The 16,108-nt window shown below is 56.9% G+C and carries 17 protein-coding genes; 10 read left to right on the top strand and 7 right to left on the bottom strand.

Translation table 11 applies throughout. The features are described 5' to 3' along the window. Nucleotides 1-93: 93 nt before the first annotated feature. Nucleotides 94-555, bottom strand: coding sequence for a hypothetical protein (locus LE197_RS29220; RefSeq protein WP_088169740.1), 462 nt, complete (start codon nt 553-555; stop codon nt 94-96). Between the two features lie 83 nt (nt 556-638). Here LE197_RS29220 and LE197_RS29215 point away from each other — a divergent pair, with 83 nt between their 5' ends. The 4 genes from LE197_RS29215 to LE197_RS29200 all read left to right on the top strand — a co-directional run bounded on the left by LE197_RS29215 (nt 639) and on the right by LE197_RS29200 (nt 4,947). Further along, nucleotides 639-1,346 carry a TIGR02391 family protein gene (locus tag LE197_RS29215; RefSeq protein WP_126860055.1) on the top strand — a complete coding sequence of 236 codons (708 nt, stop codon included), beginning with the start codon at nt 639-641 and terminating at the stop codon, nt 1,344-1,346. 462 nt (nt 1,347-1,808) lie between these two features. After that, nucleotides 1,809-2,045: a hypothetical protein gene (locus LE197_RS29210; protein WP_126860053.1), complete on the top strand. Its 237-nt coding sequence runs from the start codon at nt 1,809-1,811 to the stop codon at nt 2,043-2,045. A 290-nt stretch (nt 2,046-2,335) separates the two neighbouring features. Beyond that, on the top strand, nt 2,336-3,289 hold the full coding sequence (gene znuA / locus LE197_RS29205) for a zinc ABC transporter substrate-binding protein ZnuA (protein ID WP_124187303.1): 954 nt from the start codon (nt 2,336-2,338) through the stop codon (nt 3,287-3,289). A 353-nt stretch (nt 3,290-3,642) separates the two neighbouring features. Beyond that, nucleotides 3,643-4,947, top strand: a complete 1,305-nt coding sequence (locus tag LE197_RS29200) for an MFS transporter (protein ID WP_124187304.1) — start codon at nt 3,643-3,645, stop codon at nt 4,945-4,947. 18 nt (nt 4,948-4,965) lie between these two features. Here the strand turns inward: LE197_RS29200 and LE197_RS29195 are convergent, their stop codons facing one another. The 4 genes from LE197_RS29195 to LE197_RS29180 all read right to left on the bottom strand — a co-directional run bounded on the left by LE197_RS29195 (nt 4,966) and on the right by LE197_RS29180 (nt 8,018). Continuing rightward, nucleotides 4,966-5,985: an amidohydrolase family protein gene (locus tag LE197_RS29195; RefSeq protein WP_226033786.1), complete on the bottom strand. Its 1,020-nt coding sequence runs from the start codon at nt 5,983-5,985 to the stop codon at nt 4,966-4,968. Nucleotides 5,986-6,179: 194 nt separating this feature from the next. After that, nucleotides 6,180-6,890, bottom strand: coding sequence for a transmembrane anchor protein (locus tag LE197_RS29190; protein WP_105446800.1), 711 nt, complete (start codon nt 6,888-6,890; stop codon nt 6,180-6,182). Between the two features lie 12 nt (nt 6,891-6,902). Continuing rightward, nucleotides 6,903-7,640 carry a HupE/UreJ family protein gene (locus LE197_RS29185; RefSeq protein ID WP_105446799.1) on the bottom strand — a complete coding sequence of 246 codons (738 nt, stop codon included), beginning with the start codon at nt 7,638-7,640 and terminating at the stop codon, nt 6,903-6,905. A gap of 48 nt (nt 7,641-7,688) precedes the next feature. Beyond that, on the bottom strand, nt 7,689-8,018 hold the full coding sequence (locus LE197_RS29180; RefSeq protein ID WP_226033785.1) for a hypothetical protein: 330 nt from the start codon (nt 8,016-8,018) through the stop codon (nt 7,689-7,691). A gap of 127 nt (nt 8,019-8,145) precedes the next feature. Between LE197_RS29180 and LE197_RS29175 the strand changes: the two genes are divergently transcribed. From LE197_RS29175 to LE197_RS37380, 4 genes are all read left to right on the top strand, one after another. Further along, nucleotides 8,146-8,433: a metal-sensing transcriptional repressor gene (locus LE197_RS29175; RefSeq protein ID WP_105446797.1), complete on the top strand. Its 288-nt coding sequence runs from the start codon at nt 8,146-8,148 to the stop codon at nt 8,431-8,433. A gap of 67 nt (nt 8,434-8,500) precedes the next feature. Further along, nucleotides 8,501-8,941 carry a YqaA family protein gene (locus LE197_RS29170; RefSeq protein WP_105446796.1) on the top strand — a complete coding sequence of 147 codons (441 nt, stop codon included), beginning with the start codon at nt 8,501-8,503 and terminating at the stop codon, nt 8,939-8,941. Continuing rightward, nucleotides 8,938-9,645, top strand: a complete 708-nt coding sequence (locus LE197_RS29165; protein WP_226033784.1) for a TraX family protein — start codon at nt 8,938-8,940, stop codon at nt 9,643-9,645. Before LE197_RS29170 ends, LE197_RS29165 begins: the two co-directional genes overlap by 4 nt. Before the next feature lie 104 nt (nt 9,646-9,749). After that, nucleotides 9,750-9,884, top strand: coding sequence for a YHYH domain-containing protein (locus LE197_RS37380; RefSeq protein ID WP_124187305.1), 135 nt, complete (start codon nt 9,750-9,752; stop codon nt 9,882-9,884). A gap of 63 nt (nt 9,885-9,947) precedes the next feature. On the opposite strand, the gene chrA is transcribed toward LE197_RS37380, so the two are convergent. After that, a complete protein-coding gene (chrA, locus tag LE197_RS29155) occupies nt 9,948-11,309 on the bottom strand; it encodes a chromate efflux transporter (protein ID WP_226033783.1) in 1,362 nt (453 codons plus the stop codon). Next, nucleotides 11,302-12,249 (bottom strand): chromate resistance protein ChrB domain-containing protein, encoded by a 948-nt coding sequence (locus LE197_RS29150; RefSeq protein WP_124187307.1) that lies wholly within the window; start codon nt 12,247-12,249, stop codon nt 11,302-11,304. Before LE197_RS29150 ends, chrA begins: the two co-directional genes overlap by 8 nt. A gap of 252 nt (nt 12,250-12,501) precedes the next feature. Here LE197_RS29150 and LE197_RS29145 point away from each other — a divergent pair, with 252 nt between their 5' ends. Both LE197_RS29145 and LE197_RS29140 read left to right on the top strand, forming a co-directional pair. Continuing rightward, nucleotides 12,502-14,298, top strand: coding sequence for a UvrD-helicase domain-containing protein (locus LE197_RS29145; protein ID WP_264086457.1), 1,797 nt, complete (start codon nt 12,502-12,504; stop codon nt 14,296-14,298). Between the two features lie 177 nt (nt 14,299-14,475). Beyond that, complete coding sequence (locus tag LE197_RS29140) at nt 14,476-15,834, top strand: DUF4041 domain-containing protein (RefSeq protein ID WP_226033782.1); 1,359 nt, start codon at nt 14,476-14,478, stop codon at nt 15,832-15,834. Nucleotides 15,835-16,108: the final 274 nt, after the last annotated feature.

Here is a 16,108-nt window from a genome sequence, read left to right as displayed (position 1 = left end):
ACGGGCTCATCGGCATTGGCTGCCCAGCTAACAGCAGATGTCGGCTCCTTAACAAGCCTCGACCAGCACCGAACCTGCCACTACGCCATAGATTTATGGCTGCAGGTAGTGAATCGGCCCAGCTTTTGAGACACACGATGTCCACATTTTGCCGGGATTTCTAAGTTGGACTACCCCCGCTCCGGTAGACATCCCCGGCCAGTCGACGAGCTTCAGCATTGGTTCGACAGGCAAAGCGGCTGAATTCACAGTCCACCCGCCAGCCGCGCATCGAGCAAGGATGATGGCCGGGCGGCTAAGGTACGCTGGCTCGGTGAGCTCAGAGAGTTCCTGTCGTAGGGTCTTCTCCAGGGTGACGGTTGCCACTTCGTTCTGGTCGTTGGCTTCTGTTGCGTCCTGCACCTCGTTTTCCACGAGCTGAACTTCATCCAAGCCGTATTCATCATCCGGATAGCTGCAGAAGATGCAGAGCACCTTGATGGCGCCGACTTGATCGTAGGCGGCCACGATGTCGTTGTCTCCTACTTGGTAGGCCTTGAGGGTTTCGATGGTCATGGTGATACCTCGCCGGGTGGCGTTAGATTTTCGTTTGGAGTATCAATGCAGACCCATATGGTCCGTGTTTCGAGGAGAGCTCAGTGGTAGGAATTACTCAGCTGGCCCAGTACCAAGAAGCCTATAAAGTTGCTTTGTCTTTGCATCGGCAGATGGAAGGCCTAGATGCTCCCGCCCTGCTGGTAATCTTTCGCCAGTTTGAGAACCTGATCGTTCCCCTGGTGACGGAGGTCGATGAGGGGTGGGCTCATTGCGGCTCGCTTGGCAGGCACATGACATTCCTGAGGCGCTACCTCGAACAGGGCAATAAGGCTTACTGTGCAAGCGATGCGTTCGATATAGTTTTTCATGACATGCCTGCCTTGGCTGATTACCTTTTTCAGGCGGCAGCCCGTCCTCACCACCTTGATGAGAGGCTTGCGGAGGCGACCTCCCGGCTATTTGAAATCGAAGACTATGGTTCTGTCATAAGGGCAACTTTTCCTGTCCTTTCCTCCCGCATTAGAAGGCTATTTGGGGTTGACCCTGGTAGCGATGGTGAGAATTTGGTCAATGAAGTTTTTGCCAGAAGTGGGGGCACTAACCCGGTTGTGCTTCCTGCGGAAGTTAAAACAGCCTATCGAAATCTGCTTGCTGGCTTCTATGCGATTTTTCGCAATAGGCTGAATCATGAAGATTTCCGGCCAAGTTTCACCCAGGCTCGCGGGGTGGTTGAAATGGCAAACTCTTTAATCAAAGACTTAGAGGCGGTTGCCGAAGAGTCTCTGCAAGCCAACTCGCAAGAGCTATAGGTAAGAGTTTCCTAACTGGCCATCGCATTGAGCAAGGAAGCTAGCCGGGCAGTTGGTGTGTCAGGTGCTAGGCTTATGTGCTCCAAGCCAGGTAAGCGAGGTGGCACATGACTACTCGAGCGAGCGGGACGTTCACCGTCAAGGAAACCGGAGACGGGAGGCCGTATATCGTGTTTGAGCCGGACACTGCTGAACCAGGTTTCCCCAAAGGCCAACTCGGTATCGAACTGGGACACGGGACCGATATCGAAGAGGCCCAAGAAATTGCCAAGTATCTTCGCCAGAAAGTTAGGGGAGTTTCATTCACATCTTGACAGCCTGGCCGCTGGCCGAGCGAGGCTGTCAATAGGTGGTCCTAGCGAATCTCTCGTAATGCTTAAAGATTCAATACTGAGCACCGCCCTCGGCTGCCGGCATGTGGGCGCAGAATGTCGGCGAACTCACTCTGAAGAGGTTCTTGCCATGACTGACTGCCTGATCTGTGGTGCCAATGCCAGAAAGATTGAATCCGGCCTGGACGGCGAAGAACTGAATTGCCCGGACTGCGGACATTACGGGGTATCCGGGACTTTCTTAGCCACGAAACGAGACCGGCGATTTGACATTAATCAAACCCGCATGTGGCTGGAGCGGCATAGGCATGCACGTCCAGGCAACCTGCCGGTGATTAGTGATCTATCCGCTTTATGGGCGATCTGAGCCTGAGGTTTCCCCTAAAAAGAACAATCAGGGACACGATATTGATGATGCTGAGCGTCCGCATCGGGTCGACTTCTGCCGGTCGCGACAGGCCGGAGTCGGCCAAAAGCGGACGTTTGCAAGAAGGATCGTGAGATGGAAAGGGAGCCCTGTTTCAGGGGCGGAGTGAAAAGCCTCTAGTCATTTTGATACTGAATTCACTGTTCGTCGGGCGGTCATGGGCAAATCTTCCTGATACTTAATGCCACTGTTATGTTATGTAGTAACATAATCTCCCCTGCGGGTTACCCATGCGCTGCCTCTTTTTCATCTTCTCCACAATTGCATACCTAACCACAACCTCTGCACTAGCAGAGGTACGTATCGTAGCCAGCATCAAGCCCTTACAACTCATTGCAGCAGCGGTACAGGATGGCGTTGGCACGCCTGAGGTACTACTCCCGCCAGGCGCATCTCCCCATCATTTCACCCTGCGGCCTTCCGACATCCGCAAGGTGCGGGAGGCCGATTTGTTCTATTGGATTGGCCCTGATCTCGAGACGTTTATGCCAAAGGTTCTGGAAGGGCGAAATGCACCCAGCTTGGCGGTACAGCACATCGATGGTCTTCACCTGCGTCGCTTTGGCGACGAACATCGGCACGACGACCACGCAGACGAGCATGCAAATGAGTCACAGGCTGATGGGGATGCGGAGGGCGCGCATGATGAGCTCCACCGACCTGGAACTCTGGATGCCCACCTCTGGCTGGCACCTGACAACGCACGACTGATTGCCAAGCGCATGGCAGACGATTTATCGGCTTCTGACCCAAGCAATGCACGTCGATATGACGCCAACCTCGCTGCATTCAACGAGCGTCTTTCGAATCAGGATGGTCAGTTGAAAGCCCGGCTCAAGCCGCTCGCAGGCAAGCCGTTCTTTGTCTTTCATGAGGCGTTCGACTATTTCGAAGAAGCCTACGCTCTGAAGCACGCGGGAGTGTTTGCAGTCAGCGCTGATGTGCCCCCCGGCGCCAGGAAGGTGGCCAATATGCGTAACCGCTTGGTTTCTGCTGGCCCCAGTTGCGTGTTTAGTGAACCGCCAGTACAGCTTCGTCTGGCCCAAACCTTGAGTGAAGGCTTGCCGGTGCGAATGGCGGTGCTGGATGCGCTTGGCTATGACATCGAAGTGAGTGCAGTTGGGTATGAGCGCTTACTGTCATCGCTTGGCAGTGATCTGGCGGAGTGCCTTGAGCAGCTGTAACAACCGGGTGAGCATGGGCAGCCGCGGTAACGAAGCATGATCGTCCTGCTCTATCGATAACCTTTCACATCCCGTCCATGTCCTGGTGCTGATACCGCACCAGGGTATGGAGCTTCGTTTCATCATTGCTTTGGCGTGAGCCTGAAGCGAATCACATTCCTCCTCCCTTCGTTGACCATATCCCCCTGGGGGGGATAGGATTTGGCCAGCGCTCTCTTCTGGGCGCCGGCCATGGCGAAGATCAGTAACTCTGCACCTCTGGTCATCCGAAGGGCTATTTCGTCTACCCGGAACCTATGCCGCGCCGCTGAACATCAGTTCTGCCCTGCGGTGACTTGGTATTGGAGGTTCACATGCTTTCCGTTTTGGCCAATCGCACTTACCGGCATTTGTTCTTTGCCCAGGTAATCGCGTTAGTCGGTACAGGCCTGGCGACTGTTGCTCTCGGATTGTTGGCCTTCGATCTTGCCGGGGCGCAGGCCGGTGCCGTATTGGGTACAGCGCTGGCCATCAAGATGCTCGCATACATTGGCGTGGCTCCCGTTGCGGCAGCCTTTGCCGAGCGCCTGCCAAGAAAGGGCATGTTGATCACCCTGGATCTGATTCGAGCATCTGTGGCAGTCGTGCTGCCGTTCGTCACGGAGATCTGGCAGGTCTACGTGCTCATCTTCGTTCTGCAGTCTGCGTCCGCGGCCTTTACGCCAACGTTCCAGGCGACCATTCCAGACATCCTTCCTGACGAACGAGAGTACACGCGGGCGCTCTCTCTTTCGCGGCTGGCCTATGACCTGGAGAGTGTCATCAGCCCCATGGCGGCGGCGCTGCTACTCACCGTGGTCAGCTTCCACAGCCTGTTCGGCGGAACCGTCGTAGGCTTCCTGATTTCGGCAGCAATGGTTGCAAGCGTTACCTTGCCGGCTGTGCTTGCCGGGCCCAAGAGGAGTATCTACGAGCGCACCACCAGGGGGATGCGGATATTTCTGGCGACACCGCGCCTGCGCGGGCTTCTGGCACTCAATCTGGCTATTGCTGCAGCCAGCGCCATGGTCATCGTCAATACCGTGGTACTCGTGCAATCCCGATTTGGCTTGCCGCAAAGTTCGACAGCCACAGCCCTGATGGCCTTTGGGGCTGGCTCCATGCTGGTGGCCCTGATTCTGCCGCGCTTGCTGGATCGGCTTGATGATCGCAAGGTCATGCTGGCCGGCGGCGGTATTCTGGTTGCAGGCCTCTTCCTGGGGATACTCCTGCCCAGTTACCCGAGCCTCTTGGTGCTATGGCTGCTGCTCGGCGCAGGCTACTCACTGGCTCAGACCCCATCCGGTCGGGTGTTGAGGCGCTCATCGAGTACTCAGGATCGGCCGGCGCTGTTTGCTGCACAGTTCGCCCTGTCCCACGCCTGCTGGTTGATCACTTATCCGCTGGCCGGGTGGGTCGGGGCGAATTGGGGAATGACCGCATCCTTCGTTGGACTGAGCCTGCTGGCTCTGGCCGCTCTCCTTGTCAGCCTGCGAATCTGGCAGCCAGAGCATGACCGTGATGTGGTTGAACATCGCCATGAGGATCTGCCGGAAAGCCATCCCCATGTTGCCAGTGGCAAAACCCATGCTCATACCTTCGTCATCGACGATGAGCACCAACGCTGGCCAAAGGACTGAGGACGGTGTGATCGGGGCTCACTGAATCGACCTGCGTCGCTCTGCCGGCAAGATAGCGAGGAAGTTCGACAGAGCGACCTGGTGTGCCACCTGGTGTGGGAGTGCATTCAGGAAGGGGGCGAAGCTGAACATGTACTTTTTCAGGCTGCCAAAAGTACCCACGACATCGGAGCCCAGCATGAAGCGAGTCGGGTAGCGGCTAACCAGCTGTATCCAGGCTGGATCTGGGTCACCTTGCTCATCCAGCAGATAAGGGGTCAGCACCGTCCAGGACAGATCGATGTAGAGGTTCGGGTACCGGGCAAGCAACTGCGCCAGGGCTGGAAGAAGGAAGTCCATCTTGCCCTGTGTGCGATGGATTTCCATGCTCGTTCCTGCATGGGCCCAGATGAAGCGCACGTCCGGGTTGTCGCGTAATGCCGCTTCAAACTCTTCCAGGTAGAGCGGATAGCGTTCTCGCTTGGAGGTGATGTTGGAGTGCATCAGAACCGGCAGGTCGAATTCGGCAGCGACCCGATAGACTCTCGCAAGCGCCTTGCTGTTTGCCCGCGGTGCCTTGCCGTAGACCAAGGCTGTCAGGTAGTCGTGACGGGTAAAGACCTCTCCGATTCCTTGCCATAGGCCAGGATCGAGCTCCAATAAACGTCGCACTTGAACATCGGCATTCATGTCGTTCGGATTGAATCCGGAGATGAATGGGTGAAAGCGCCTTCGCTCATCCTCGGGCAACTGTTTGTACGCGTGGGCAATCAATGTGTCGGTCGCGCTGTACCAGTAGGCTCTGGCATCGTCACCTGCGTAGTAGCGGGGTCGAGTGGGCTCGTTTTCATCCCACTCCTTGGCGACCGAGATACCAGTAAGCATGGCGTGATCAATCCTGGCAGCCGTCATTTCCTTGAGCAGTGACGCTGTCCCTGCCGTGCTCTGGAAGAAGTCGACGAAATGCAGGTGCGTGTCGCTATAGCGGAAGTTGTCGGCTTGAGCATTGATCGCCAGAAGGCCGGCAATCAGGCTCGGAAGAATGGTTTTAACAGGCATAGGTTTCCCCTTGGAGATGGCGTTTATGCTCAATCTCCAGCGGCGGGTCGAGTGGCTAATAAGTGAAAGTCGGTTTCTGCAGGTGCAGATTTACGCAGGCATGACTTTCCCGTATCGCCCGCACCGGGGCGGCGGGAAGGATTCAGGGGTATGACAGCGCCCCTTTCCCGATAATGGGAAAGGGGCGCCTCGCTTCAGATCACACGCTTGATGCTGATGTAGTCGCCCTGCGTACGCAGGGTGACAGTGACTGGCTTGTTGGTGCGGTTACGCCAGAACCAACCATGCTTGCCGTCGAATGCCGCTTCCAGAACGCCAGAATCCTCTGGGGTAGCACGGCCTTTGCCATAGCCGTGGTAGAAGTCGCGCGGAGCGTTGTAGGGGTCACCGTGGGTGTCGTAGTTCACGACGCTGCCGTTGGCAGTCCACAGATAGTTCACCTTGGCACCTTCCTTCATTTCCAGCTTCACTTCAGCGCCTTGGCTCGGTTCCAGCGTGATGCTCATTTCATGTTGCTGACCTGCCACCTGTGGTTCCGGCGCAGCCGGCTGAGTTTGCGCCGGGGCTTGAACCTGGGGAGCTACTGCGGGGGCGGGGGCTGGCATCGGAGCAGGAGCTGCAACTGGTGGAGTCGGTGCAGCAGCCACCGCTGGGGCCGACGGCGTAGCGATCGCCTGGGCAGCCGCCTCGTCAGCAGCCGCTTCTTCAGCGAGTTGCAGTTTGATCTCACCCATCTGGGTCAGCCCAAGGGCACCGCCTACACCGGTGGGATCGATTGCGTACTCCGATGGCATCACAACAGTCACGAGCAGCACGCCAGCAGCGATCAGGGCGATCACGGTGGAGCGCAGCAGTTGGGCCGAGGATGGGAGTTCGTTGAGCGTCGGGAGTTTGGTATTGAACATGCTGAGAATTCCTTACTGGGAGACGATAAGACCGGTGAGCTGGTAGCCCATTAGCAGGAAGCCTGCGCTCATCATGGCGACGTTGGCGCTGTATGCGTGGCGCCAGAAACTGGCGGTACGTCGCCAGTAGCCCATCAGGATGAGGATGCCTCCGAGGGCCAGGAGCTGGCCTATTTCGACACCGACGTTGAAAGCAATCAGATTGGTTATCAGGCCGTCCGGGGATATCTCGAACTCCTGGATCTTGGTCGCAAGACCGAAGCCATGTAGGAGGCCAAAGATCAGCGTGGCAGCGCGTGTGTCGGGCTGGTAACCGAACCAGCGCTGGAAGGCTCCGAGGTTGTCGAGAGCCTTGTAGACCACGGAGAAACCGATGATGGCGTCAATCACATAGGAACTGATGCTGATGTCGCTCAATACCCCAAACAGCAACGTGACCGAATGGCCCGCCGCAAAGAGAGTGACGTACAGCCCGACGTCCTTCATGCGGTAGAGGAAGAAGATCACCCCGAACAGAAACAGCAGGTGGTCATAGCCGGTAATCATGTGTTTGGCGCCCATGTAGATGAAGGGCATCAACAGGACACCGGTGCTCTCCTGGATGAAGCCTTTGTCACCTTCGGGGACACCATGTGCGAGCGCTTCTGGAACCGACACCAGCAACAAAATGATGGCGAGCAGAGGCAAGTAGAGCGGTCGGCGCAGGCGTGCGAAGAATGCGCCTGCACCGCTCAGCGGGAACGAATGCATGAGATGTATTCCTGGAACTAATGATCTGGAGCCGCAAAGCGGCTGGTTTCAGAGCACGAACCTGGAGCGGGGTGGGCGTTCGATGAGAAACACCGGGCCGGTAGGGCGGACGGAAATCTGTGGCACGTCGAGAATGCGACGATCTGGCAAGGAAGCCAGGTCGAGCAGCGCATTCAGATGAGGCGTTTCATGCACATGGTCTGCGGTAAAAGGCGCATGAAAATGGTCGGAGCATGCCTGGCAGGCGATTATCTCCGGCTCGTCGTGGGAGTGAGGATGCCCGTCGCTTATCACCGTCTGCTGGTTGGCAGGCATCAACAAAGCCGAGGCATGCCCTACCCATCCCATGAACATGGTCAGGAGCAGTGCAAATACCACACGGGTTGTGACGGTCCTACTTAGCATTCCGAGCTACCAGAGCGCGACAAGGCGAAACGGTTGATTTGACCGCATCCCCCCTGGGGGATAGGATGCCGCGGCCAGTATGGTTGCACGGACCTCATCGATGAGCAAGCACGAACACGGACACCAGCACCAAAGTCATAAGGACATCATCAAAAGGTTGAAGCGCGCTGAAGGACACATGCGCAGCATCGTCACCATGATCGAAGACGGTCGCGCCTGTGTGGACATCGCCCAACAGCTGTATGCGGTTGAAAAAGCGGTCTGCCAGGCCAAGCGCACTCTGATTCAGGATCACATTGATCACTGCCTGGAGCACACCGTCGGCGCCTTGAACAGCGGTGAACGCGCACCACTGGAAGAGTTCAAGCAGATAACCAAGTACCTGTAGAGCCCACCATGGCGACTCACATCTTCTCGATCATGGCAGGGCTGGCTTAGTCACCTAGGGAGTCTATGTGTGGGACTTGCCGGCCTACCTCGGCCTGTTCATCGCAGCCTTCGGCGCTGCGACCCTTCTGCCTCTGCAGTCAGAAGCGGTGCTGGTTGGCCTGCTGCTGACAAGCGATTACTCCATTACTGCACTGTTGCTGGTGGCCACTGCCGGCAACGTCCTAGGCTCAGCAGTCAACTGGGTACTCGGTCGCTATATCGAGCGATACCGGAGTAGACGTTGGTTTCCGCTCAGTGAAGAAAAGCTAGGCCGTGCACAACGTGCCTATCACCGATACGGGCGCTGGTCGCTACTGTTGAGCTGGGTGCCAGTCATTGGTGATCCGCTAACCATGATCGCTGGGGTAATGCGCGAGCCACTCTGGAGCTTCCTGTTGATCGTCTTGGTCGCCAAAGCTACTCGCTACATGGTACTTGCAGCGCTGACTCTGGGTATCGCGGGATGAGGCGTGACGCAGGCCTAGATCTCATCAAGTGGCTGGCCATGCTGACGATGGTCGTCGACCACCTACGCTACCTGTGGCCACAAGCAGAAGGATGGTTGTTTTTTATTGGCCGGCTGGCCTTTCCGCTGTTCTGCCTGGGTATTGCTGCCAACGTATCCCGTTCACGCCCAGGGCAGTTTTACACCACAGGTAATGCTCGATACCTGATATGGCTGGCGGTTTTCTCGGTTGTATCTGAGCTGCCTTATCACATGCTTTCCACCGAAAGCAGTTCGATGAACATCATGCCCACGCTCATGCTGGGCTTGTTGATAGCTTGGAGCGTCCATCATCAAGGACGTGACGGCTTGCTTATCGGTGTTGTGAGCCTAGCTGTCGCATTCATTCTGCATGACCGGCTCATGTATGGCTCTTTTGGAGTACTGCTTCCTGCCGCATTGGTTGTGGCCATACAGCGCCCGGGCCCAGCCGGGCTTCTACCTGCAGTGCTCTGTGTCTTGGCCAACAGCCGTAATCGCTGGATTGAAGGCTGGGGGCTCGAATCTGCGGGGGCCAGTATCGTTGCGGAGTTCATGGCCCCTCTGATCGGTTTATGGCTACTGCGTGCGCCCATCATGTGGCGTATCTGGCCGGTGAGGCGGTGGGGATACTTCTTCTATCCCGCTCATTTGCTCATGCTCTCAGGCCTTCGGTCAGTGGTGTAAAAACTATTGTTCCTGGCGCGTCTTGCGCTATGAAGGCCTTTTGCCATACTGCGACTTCATGGCCTGATGCTGTGAGTGAGAACATCAAGGAATAGGAGTTCCAGATGAAAAAGCTTTCTGCTGCACTTATCGCCGCCCTAATTGCCCTGACCTCTGTAACGGCACTCGCCCACAGCGGTGGTACTGACTCAAAGGGATGCCATCGTAACCATAAGACTGGCGACTACCACTGCCATTGAGTTAGGTACAGGCCAAACCGCCAATGATTGGCGGCTTGGCTCTTTAAACGATTAACTTCTTTCTTAATAGAGCAGCCAATACATCAGTAGCCCTGTCAGGGCACATCCGATCAGTACTTGAATGACGCTGCGCTTGTAGCGGAACAGAGCGACAGCGGCGCCCAGCGCAATCAACGCAGAAGGCCAGTCGAATTGCCCACCGAAGCCCTGAGGCCAGAGGACGTGGTAGCCGAAGAACAAGGCAAGGTTGAGGATCACCCCCACGACAGCGGCCGTGATACCGGTCAGCGGCGCAGTGAACTTAAGCTCATTGTGGGTGGATTCCACTAGAGGGCCGCCGGCAAGGATGAACAGGAATGACGGCAGGAAGGTAAACCAGGTGACCAGTGTCGCGGCCACCGCTCCGGCGAGAAAAGCCTGATCCGCCCCAAAGACCTGCTGAACGTATGCCCCCACGAAAGCAACGAACGCCACCACCATGATCAGTGGGCCAGGCGTACTTTCCCCAAGGGCCAGGCCGTCGATCATCTGTGTAGGCGTCAGCCAGCCGTAGTGGCCGATAGCGCCCTGGTACACGTAGGGCAATACCGCGTAGGCACCCCCGAACGTGAGCAGCGCGGCCTTGGTGAAGAACCAGCCCATTTGGGTCAGGGTGCCGTCCCAGCCGAAGGAGATGATCAGCAACCCTATCGGCAGCACCCAGAGCGCCGCACCTGTCACCAGTAACATTGCCAGACGCGACCATCGAAAACGTGCGTGCTCGGGCGTGGGGGTGTCATCGTCGATCAACGCCGGGCCAAAGCTCTTCTTACCGGCGGTGTGTCCGCCACCTACGCGAAACTTCTCCGGGGCCAGTTTGCCGCCTATGAAGCCGAGGATCGCCGCACCCAGCACAATCAATGGGAACGGTACGTTGAGCGCGAAGATGGCGACGAAGGAAGCCCCGGCAATAGCCCACAGCCAATTATTCTGCAGCGCCCGGGAACCGATCCGATGGGCTGCTTGCACGACAATGGCGGTTACCGCTGGCTTGATGCCATAGAAGATCCCGGCCACCAATGGAACGTCACCATAGGCGATGTATACCCACGACAGCCCGATCAGGATGAACAGCGAGGGCAGCACGAATAGTACGCCGGCGATCACCCCACCCCAGGTTCGATGCAGCAGCCAACCTATGTAAGTCGCCAGCTGCTGCGCCTCTGGCCCAGGTAGGAGCATGCAGTAGTTGAGGGCATGCAGGAACCGGCGTTCGGATATCCAGCGTCGGCGCTCGACCAACTCCTGGTGCAGAATCGAAATCTGCCCGGCGGGCCCCCCGAAGCTGATGAAGCCAATCTTGAGCCAGAACAGCACAGCCTGAATCAGACTGACGGATTCGACGCATTCCAGATCCTGGGTACTGCTCGTGGTGACTTCACTCATCGCCTTTCTCTTCTTTCTCGAAGGCCGCCAGTAGCCCATCGAAGATGGCGCAAGCTGCTGTCAGCAAGTGGTCGTCGTTGGTAATGGTTTCCCGCAGTCCAGCCAATACTCGCTCGATCCCCGAGGCCTCGGGCGGCTGCGAGCCCCCTACATCCAGGTAGTGCACCAAGGCTGAAACGCGATCCAGGCCCGGCTCATTCAGGGCAAAGCTGGCTTGCAGGGTCTCGAATGTGACGAGCGGCCCGACATGACTGAAGGCCGCACCATCGAAGTCGAAACCTAGCGCATCAGGCGGGCAATCACCTGGGGACTCCAACCAGAGGATCGTGGCTTTCGGGTCGATGAAGCGCCGTATCAGCCAGGCGCTGGCCAGGCGATCTACCCAGGGTCTCCTGCGGGTCGCCCAAACTCGTCCTTGATAGCTGTGTCGCTCAAGCTGCTCGATGGGATGGTCATGGCTGCTCGGTTCGTCCTGCGACAGCGCTCGGCTAATGGCGAGTTCCAGCGCTTGCAGCGCAGCGTCGGTGTGCTGTCGAACCGCCGTGGGAAAGAAGTCGATGGCGGTAATCTGAGCAAACGCCTTACGCAGCTTGCGTACCTGCTTGGTACTGGCAAGGGCGTTGTCCGGTGTGAGTTGCGCTTGGCACGCCTCGATCTCGATTCGCAACTTGGCGTAATCCTCGTTACGGTCGAACAGCTCAACAAACCGAGAGCCCTGCGGATCATCGATAGGAAGCAGAAAGGCCGTGCCGTTGATAGAGAGAATATCGCGCTCAACAGCAGACAAGGCTTCTAGGCACTCTTCATTGTTCGGCAGAAGGTATACGCCGTCGCGAAGGACGGCGGCGCCGCTGGCCTTCAGCGCACGCCACGCCCGCATACGAGCTGTGGCGTTTGCCGTAGGAAGTCCGATAACGAGCGCTAGCCAGTGATTTTTCATGTAGAGAGTGAAACATAAAATGATGTTATATCTACATTAAACTTTGTTGCGATAGCTGAGAAGCCCCCTGCGTTGATTTCCAAGCAGGCGGGGACTAAAGAACGTATGGGGTCAGGATTGGTTATCTGAGCAATCTAGGGCACTGAGCTAGGCGGTATCTACTACCACTCCTAATGAGCGTGTAAGCGACTGACCAACTTACCCGATGCAGACCAGATCGCTTGCCGGACCTTCCATGGATTCGGCCTTTCGGTGATTGGTGAGGCTACGGGCTCAAAACCCCGGCCGGCAGCCTGGCTCGAGGGCGGCCAGGATGTGGCAAAAGTACTTTCGATCATGGAGGAGCTCAGCAACTCGGACCCGGTATTCCGGACGAACCTGATGCTGGTGCGTACCGTGTTCTCGCAGCCGATCGGCAATATGCCCGGCACCAGCACCACCGAGGAACTCGAAAAGGACCTGGTGACCTCCCGGGGCGAGTTGGTTAAAAGCCGTGAGGAGCAGCTCATCGCGGATTGGTTGTTCTTTCACGGGGTGGACTACAAGTACGAAGCGCCCTACCCGCACAGGACTGCTGACGCCGAGCACAGCCAGTACCATCCCGACTTCTACTACCCAGAGGTGGATCTGTTCCACGAGCACTTTGCGCTAAATGCTCAGGGCGAGCCGCCGAAGGAGTTCAAAGGCTACGCAGAGGGCGTCGTATGGAAGCGTGCGCTTCACCAGCAGCACGAGACCGCCCTGTTCGAAACCACCAGTCATACCCTGCGCTCAGGCGAAGGGCTGCCAGCATTGAAAGAGGCCCTGGAAAGCCGTGGGCTCAAACTAAAACCCGACTCCAACCGCATTCCTACCGGACGCCCCGCCCTTGAGACTGACGTGCTGGCGCGGATCATTCGGAACCTGATGCAGCACGCCAAAGGTAACCAGCTCTCGCCTGAAGAACTCAGCCAACGGGCATCTAGGCTCGATCCTATTCGAGGCCCCCTCATCATCGATCTGTACGCCAAGGTTTTGCAGCGCTGGCAGGATGAGCTCAAGGCCACCGGTACAGTCGACTTCGACGACATGATCAACCTGGCCATCGAGCATGCCGAGTCAGGCCGGTACCGGTCACCGTACAAGCTGGTCATTGCGGACGAGTACCAGGACGCCTCGGCCGCCCGCGCACGCATCCTGAAGGCCATCACCGCTCGCCCCGACACCTTCCTCACTGCTGTTGGTGACGACGCGCAAAGCATTAACCGCTTCGCCGGTGCCGACATCAGCGTTATGCGTAACTTCCTGGTGTTCTATGGCTCTGGGACGATTCTTCAGCTGACCCTGACTTTTCGCTGTCCGGATCAGATTTGCAAAGTCTCCAGCGAGTTTGTGCAGGAAAACCCCAAGCAGATCCCCAAAGAGGTGCGAACCAGATCATCGGTGCAGGGCAAGGCTATCCAGTGTTTTGCCGCCAAGCATGAGCGCGAGCTCGGCTCACTGGTGAAGGACCGTCTAACCAAGATCGTGATGAAGCTACGTGCCGTGTGGGACCAGCCGCGCAAACCATCCATCATGCTGCTGGGTCGGTACCGGAGTGACCGCCCGCATAACATGAATGACCTCAAACAGATTTGTGGCCCCGATATCGACCTCTACTTCACAACGGTGCACAGCAGTAAGGGCACAGAGGCCGACTACGTGCTGATGCTCAATGTCGTGGGTGGCCGCAAGGGCTTCCCTAGCCAGATTGAAGATGATCCGGTTCTTCAATGCGCCATGCCAGAACCCGAAGACTTCCCCTTTGCCGAGGAAAGGCGCCTGTTCTACGTGGCGCTCACCAGGGCCCGCCGCGGCGTGTTCATCTTCACGGTCTCCGGCCGGCGCTCGGCCTTTGTCACTGAGCTGGCCAACAAAGGTCATATCAACATTGTCGACAAGGATGGCCAGGCGGTTTCGTCCCAGGCCTGTCCGTCCTGCGGAAAAGGGTTTCGTACGCAACGGACTGGAAAGTACGGAGATTTTATAGGTTGCTCGGAATACCCACGGTGCAATTGGAAGGCCAAATAACTCAAGTCCAGAGGCTGGCATCAGCGACTATTCATGTTCACAAATATCATCACCCCGACCCGCAATAGGCACATAGTCGCTTCTTCAGCGGCCAATACAGTTCGGCTGGGCTATAAAGACTCCCAGGTTGGCGTCCAGAGCCAAGCAACAATTTGATCTACACGAGGAAGGAACCACATGGCCCTTAGTGACTATTGGAAGGGACCTGAGCACCGGAGGCGGGCCGATGATCTTGACCTGCAACTGACTGACCTTCAGGCGCGCTATCAGCAACTTCAGGCACTCACCAGGCAGATCGGCGCCATGGAAGTCGTAGAGGTCAAAAATCTGATCGCTCAGGAGAAAAGAAAGCTGGCGGCCGTGCACCAGGAGGTTCAGCGAGCTGAGCAAGATGCAGCTGCGCTCGCGCAACGCTCCTCTGACTTGCAGAGGGAGATCCTCGTCTGGGAAGAGACACTGCTTCTTGAAAGCTTTGCGCTCTACGAGCCCAAGTTCAAGTTGAACTCCAGCCATGAGTACAAAGCCCGACTGGTCGGGGTTCGCGAGCAGCAGAAAGCCTTAATCAAAAGTGGAACGGCAGCGAGTGGAAACACTAACTGGGAGGTGAATGGGAGCAAGGTAGAAGGTCGGAAGCTGGTCAACGACATGATCAAGTTGGTGCTCCGATCATTCAACAATGAAGCTGACTACTGCGTCGACAATGTAAAATTCGACAACGTAGAGCTGGGCGAAAAGCGCATTCTGAAGTCCTTCGAAACCTGCAACCGTCTCGGCAGAGTGATGTCCGTTGAGCTATCGCGGAAGTACCTGAGCCTCAAGATTGACGAACTGCACCTTGCCCATGAGTTTCAGGTTAAGAAGCAAGAGGAAAAGGAAGATGCCAAGCGCGCCCGAGAAGAGCTGCGGGAACAGCAGAAGCTAGAGCAGGAGATTCGCGCCGCTCGGGAGAAGATCGCTAAGGAGCGCAAACACTTCGCGACCGCAATGCGCGAGCTACAGGCTCGCTTGGAAAAGGCACAATCGGAGGAGGAACGCGCGCCGCTTGTGGCCAAGTTGGCAGAGATTGAAGCAGGTCGCGCTGCGCTGGAAAGCGAAGAGAAGCTTATCGACTATCGCGAACAGAACGCCAAAGCTGGCTACGTTTATGTGATCTCCAACGTCGGAGCATTCGGGGAAGGAATTTACAAGATCGGTATGACCCGCCGCCTGGAGCCAATGGATCGCGTCGATGAGTTAGGTGATGCGCCGGTGCCATTCTGGTTTGACGTACATGCGATGGTTTTCTCGGATAACGCCCCAGCATTGGAAGCAAAGCTTCATGAACGTTTTGCGGCCGGTCGGTTAAATAAGGTTAACGGGCGCAAGGAGTTCTTCCGCGCCGACATTGCTGAAATAGAGGCGGTCATTCGAGAAAACTACGATGCTGCTGTCGAGGTCACTCACGAAGCTCCAGCAGAGCAGTATCGAGAGAGCCTACGGATGGAATCACCCAAGGCTACAGTTCAGCAATTAGAACCAGCTGCAGCACAGAGCTGAATCCCCGGTTTCGTAGGTACCTTCAAGCCTTAAATGGAAGTCCTCTAAGTATCTGCATGATCGGCCGCTTCTGGCCGCTAGTGTGCGCTCTCTTGCTTGGATGGCATTACGTTCTGGCCCAACGTTACTGTAGCGAATCCGCAGCAGTATCAATCAAAGCCTCCTGTATCCCGCGTGAAGAAAGACGCTACGTTGCGCCCGTTCTTCCACGGCTTCGCTTGCCGCCCCGCTACGGCAGATTCGAAGCATTCATCGAAATGTCATCATTTAGAAG

It is taken from the genome of Pseudomonas sp. PS1(2021), assembly GCF_020405165.1.
Classification (GTDB): Bacteria; Pseudomonadota; Gammaproteobacteria; order Pseudomonadales; family Pseudomonadaceae; genus Pseudomonas; species Pseudomonas aeruginosa.
Note: the sequence above shows the minus strand (reverse complement) of the source record. Positions and strands in the feature narration are given on the sequence as shown.

Bases quoted from the DNA above. Each gene is read 5' to 3' on its own strand.
- LE197_RS29220 (WP_088169740.1), bottom strand. From the start codon at position 555: ATGACCATCGAAACCCTCAAGGCCTACCAAGTAGGAGACAACGACATC.
- LE197_RS29210 (WP_126860053.1), top strand. From the start codon at position 1,809: ATGACTGACTGCCTGATCTGTGGTGCCAATGCCAGAAAGATTGAATCC.
- znuA (WP_124187303.1), top strand. From the start codon at position 2,336: ATGCGCTGCCTCTTTTTCATCTTCTCCACAATTGCATACCTAACCACA.
- LE197_RS29200 (WP_124187304.1), top strand. From the start codon at position 3,643: ATGCTTTCCGTTTTGGCCAATCGCACTTACCGGCATTTGTTCTTTGCC.
- LE197_RS29195 (WP_226033786.1), bottom strand. From the start codon at position 5,985: ATGCCTGTTAAAACCATTCTTCCGAGCCTGATTGCCGGCCTTCTGGCG.
- LE197_RS29190 (WP_105446800.1), bottom strand. From the start codon at position 6,890: ATGTTCAATACCAAACTCCCGACGCTCAACGAACTCCCATCCTCGGCC.
- LE197_RS29185 (WP_105446799.1), bottom strand. From the start codon at position 7,640: ATGCATTCGTTCCCGCTGAGCGGTGCAGGCGCATTCTTCGCACGCCTG.
- LE197_RS29175 (WP_105446797.1), top strand. From the start codon at position 8,146: ATGAGCAAGCACGAACACGGACACCAGCACCAAAGTCATAAGGACATC.
- LE197_RS29165 (WP_226033784.1), top strand. From the start codon at position 8,938: ATGAGGCGTGACGCAGGCCTAGATCTCATCAAGTGGCTGGCCATGCTG.
- LE197_RS37380 (WP_124187305.1), top strand. From the start codon at position 9,750: ATGAAAAAGCTTTCTGCTGCACTTATCGCCGCCCTAATTGCCCTGACC.
- chrA (WP_226033783.1), bottom strand. From the start codon at position 11,309: ATGAGTGAAGTCACCACGAGCAGTACCCAGGATCTGGAATGCGTCGAA.
- LE197_RS29150 (WP_124187307.1), bottom strand. From the start codon at position 12,249: ATGAAAAATCACTGGCTAGCGCTCGTTATCGGACTTCCTACGGCAAAC.
- LE197_RS29140 (WP_226033782.1), top strand. From the start codon at position 14,476: ATGGCCCTTAGTGACTATTGGAAGGGACCTGAGCACCGGAGGCGGGCC.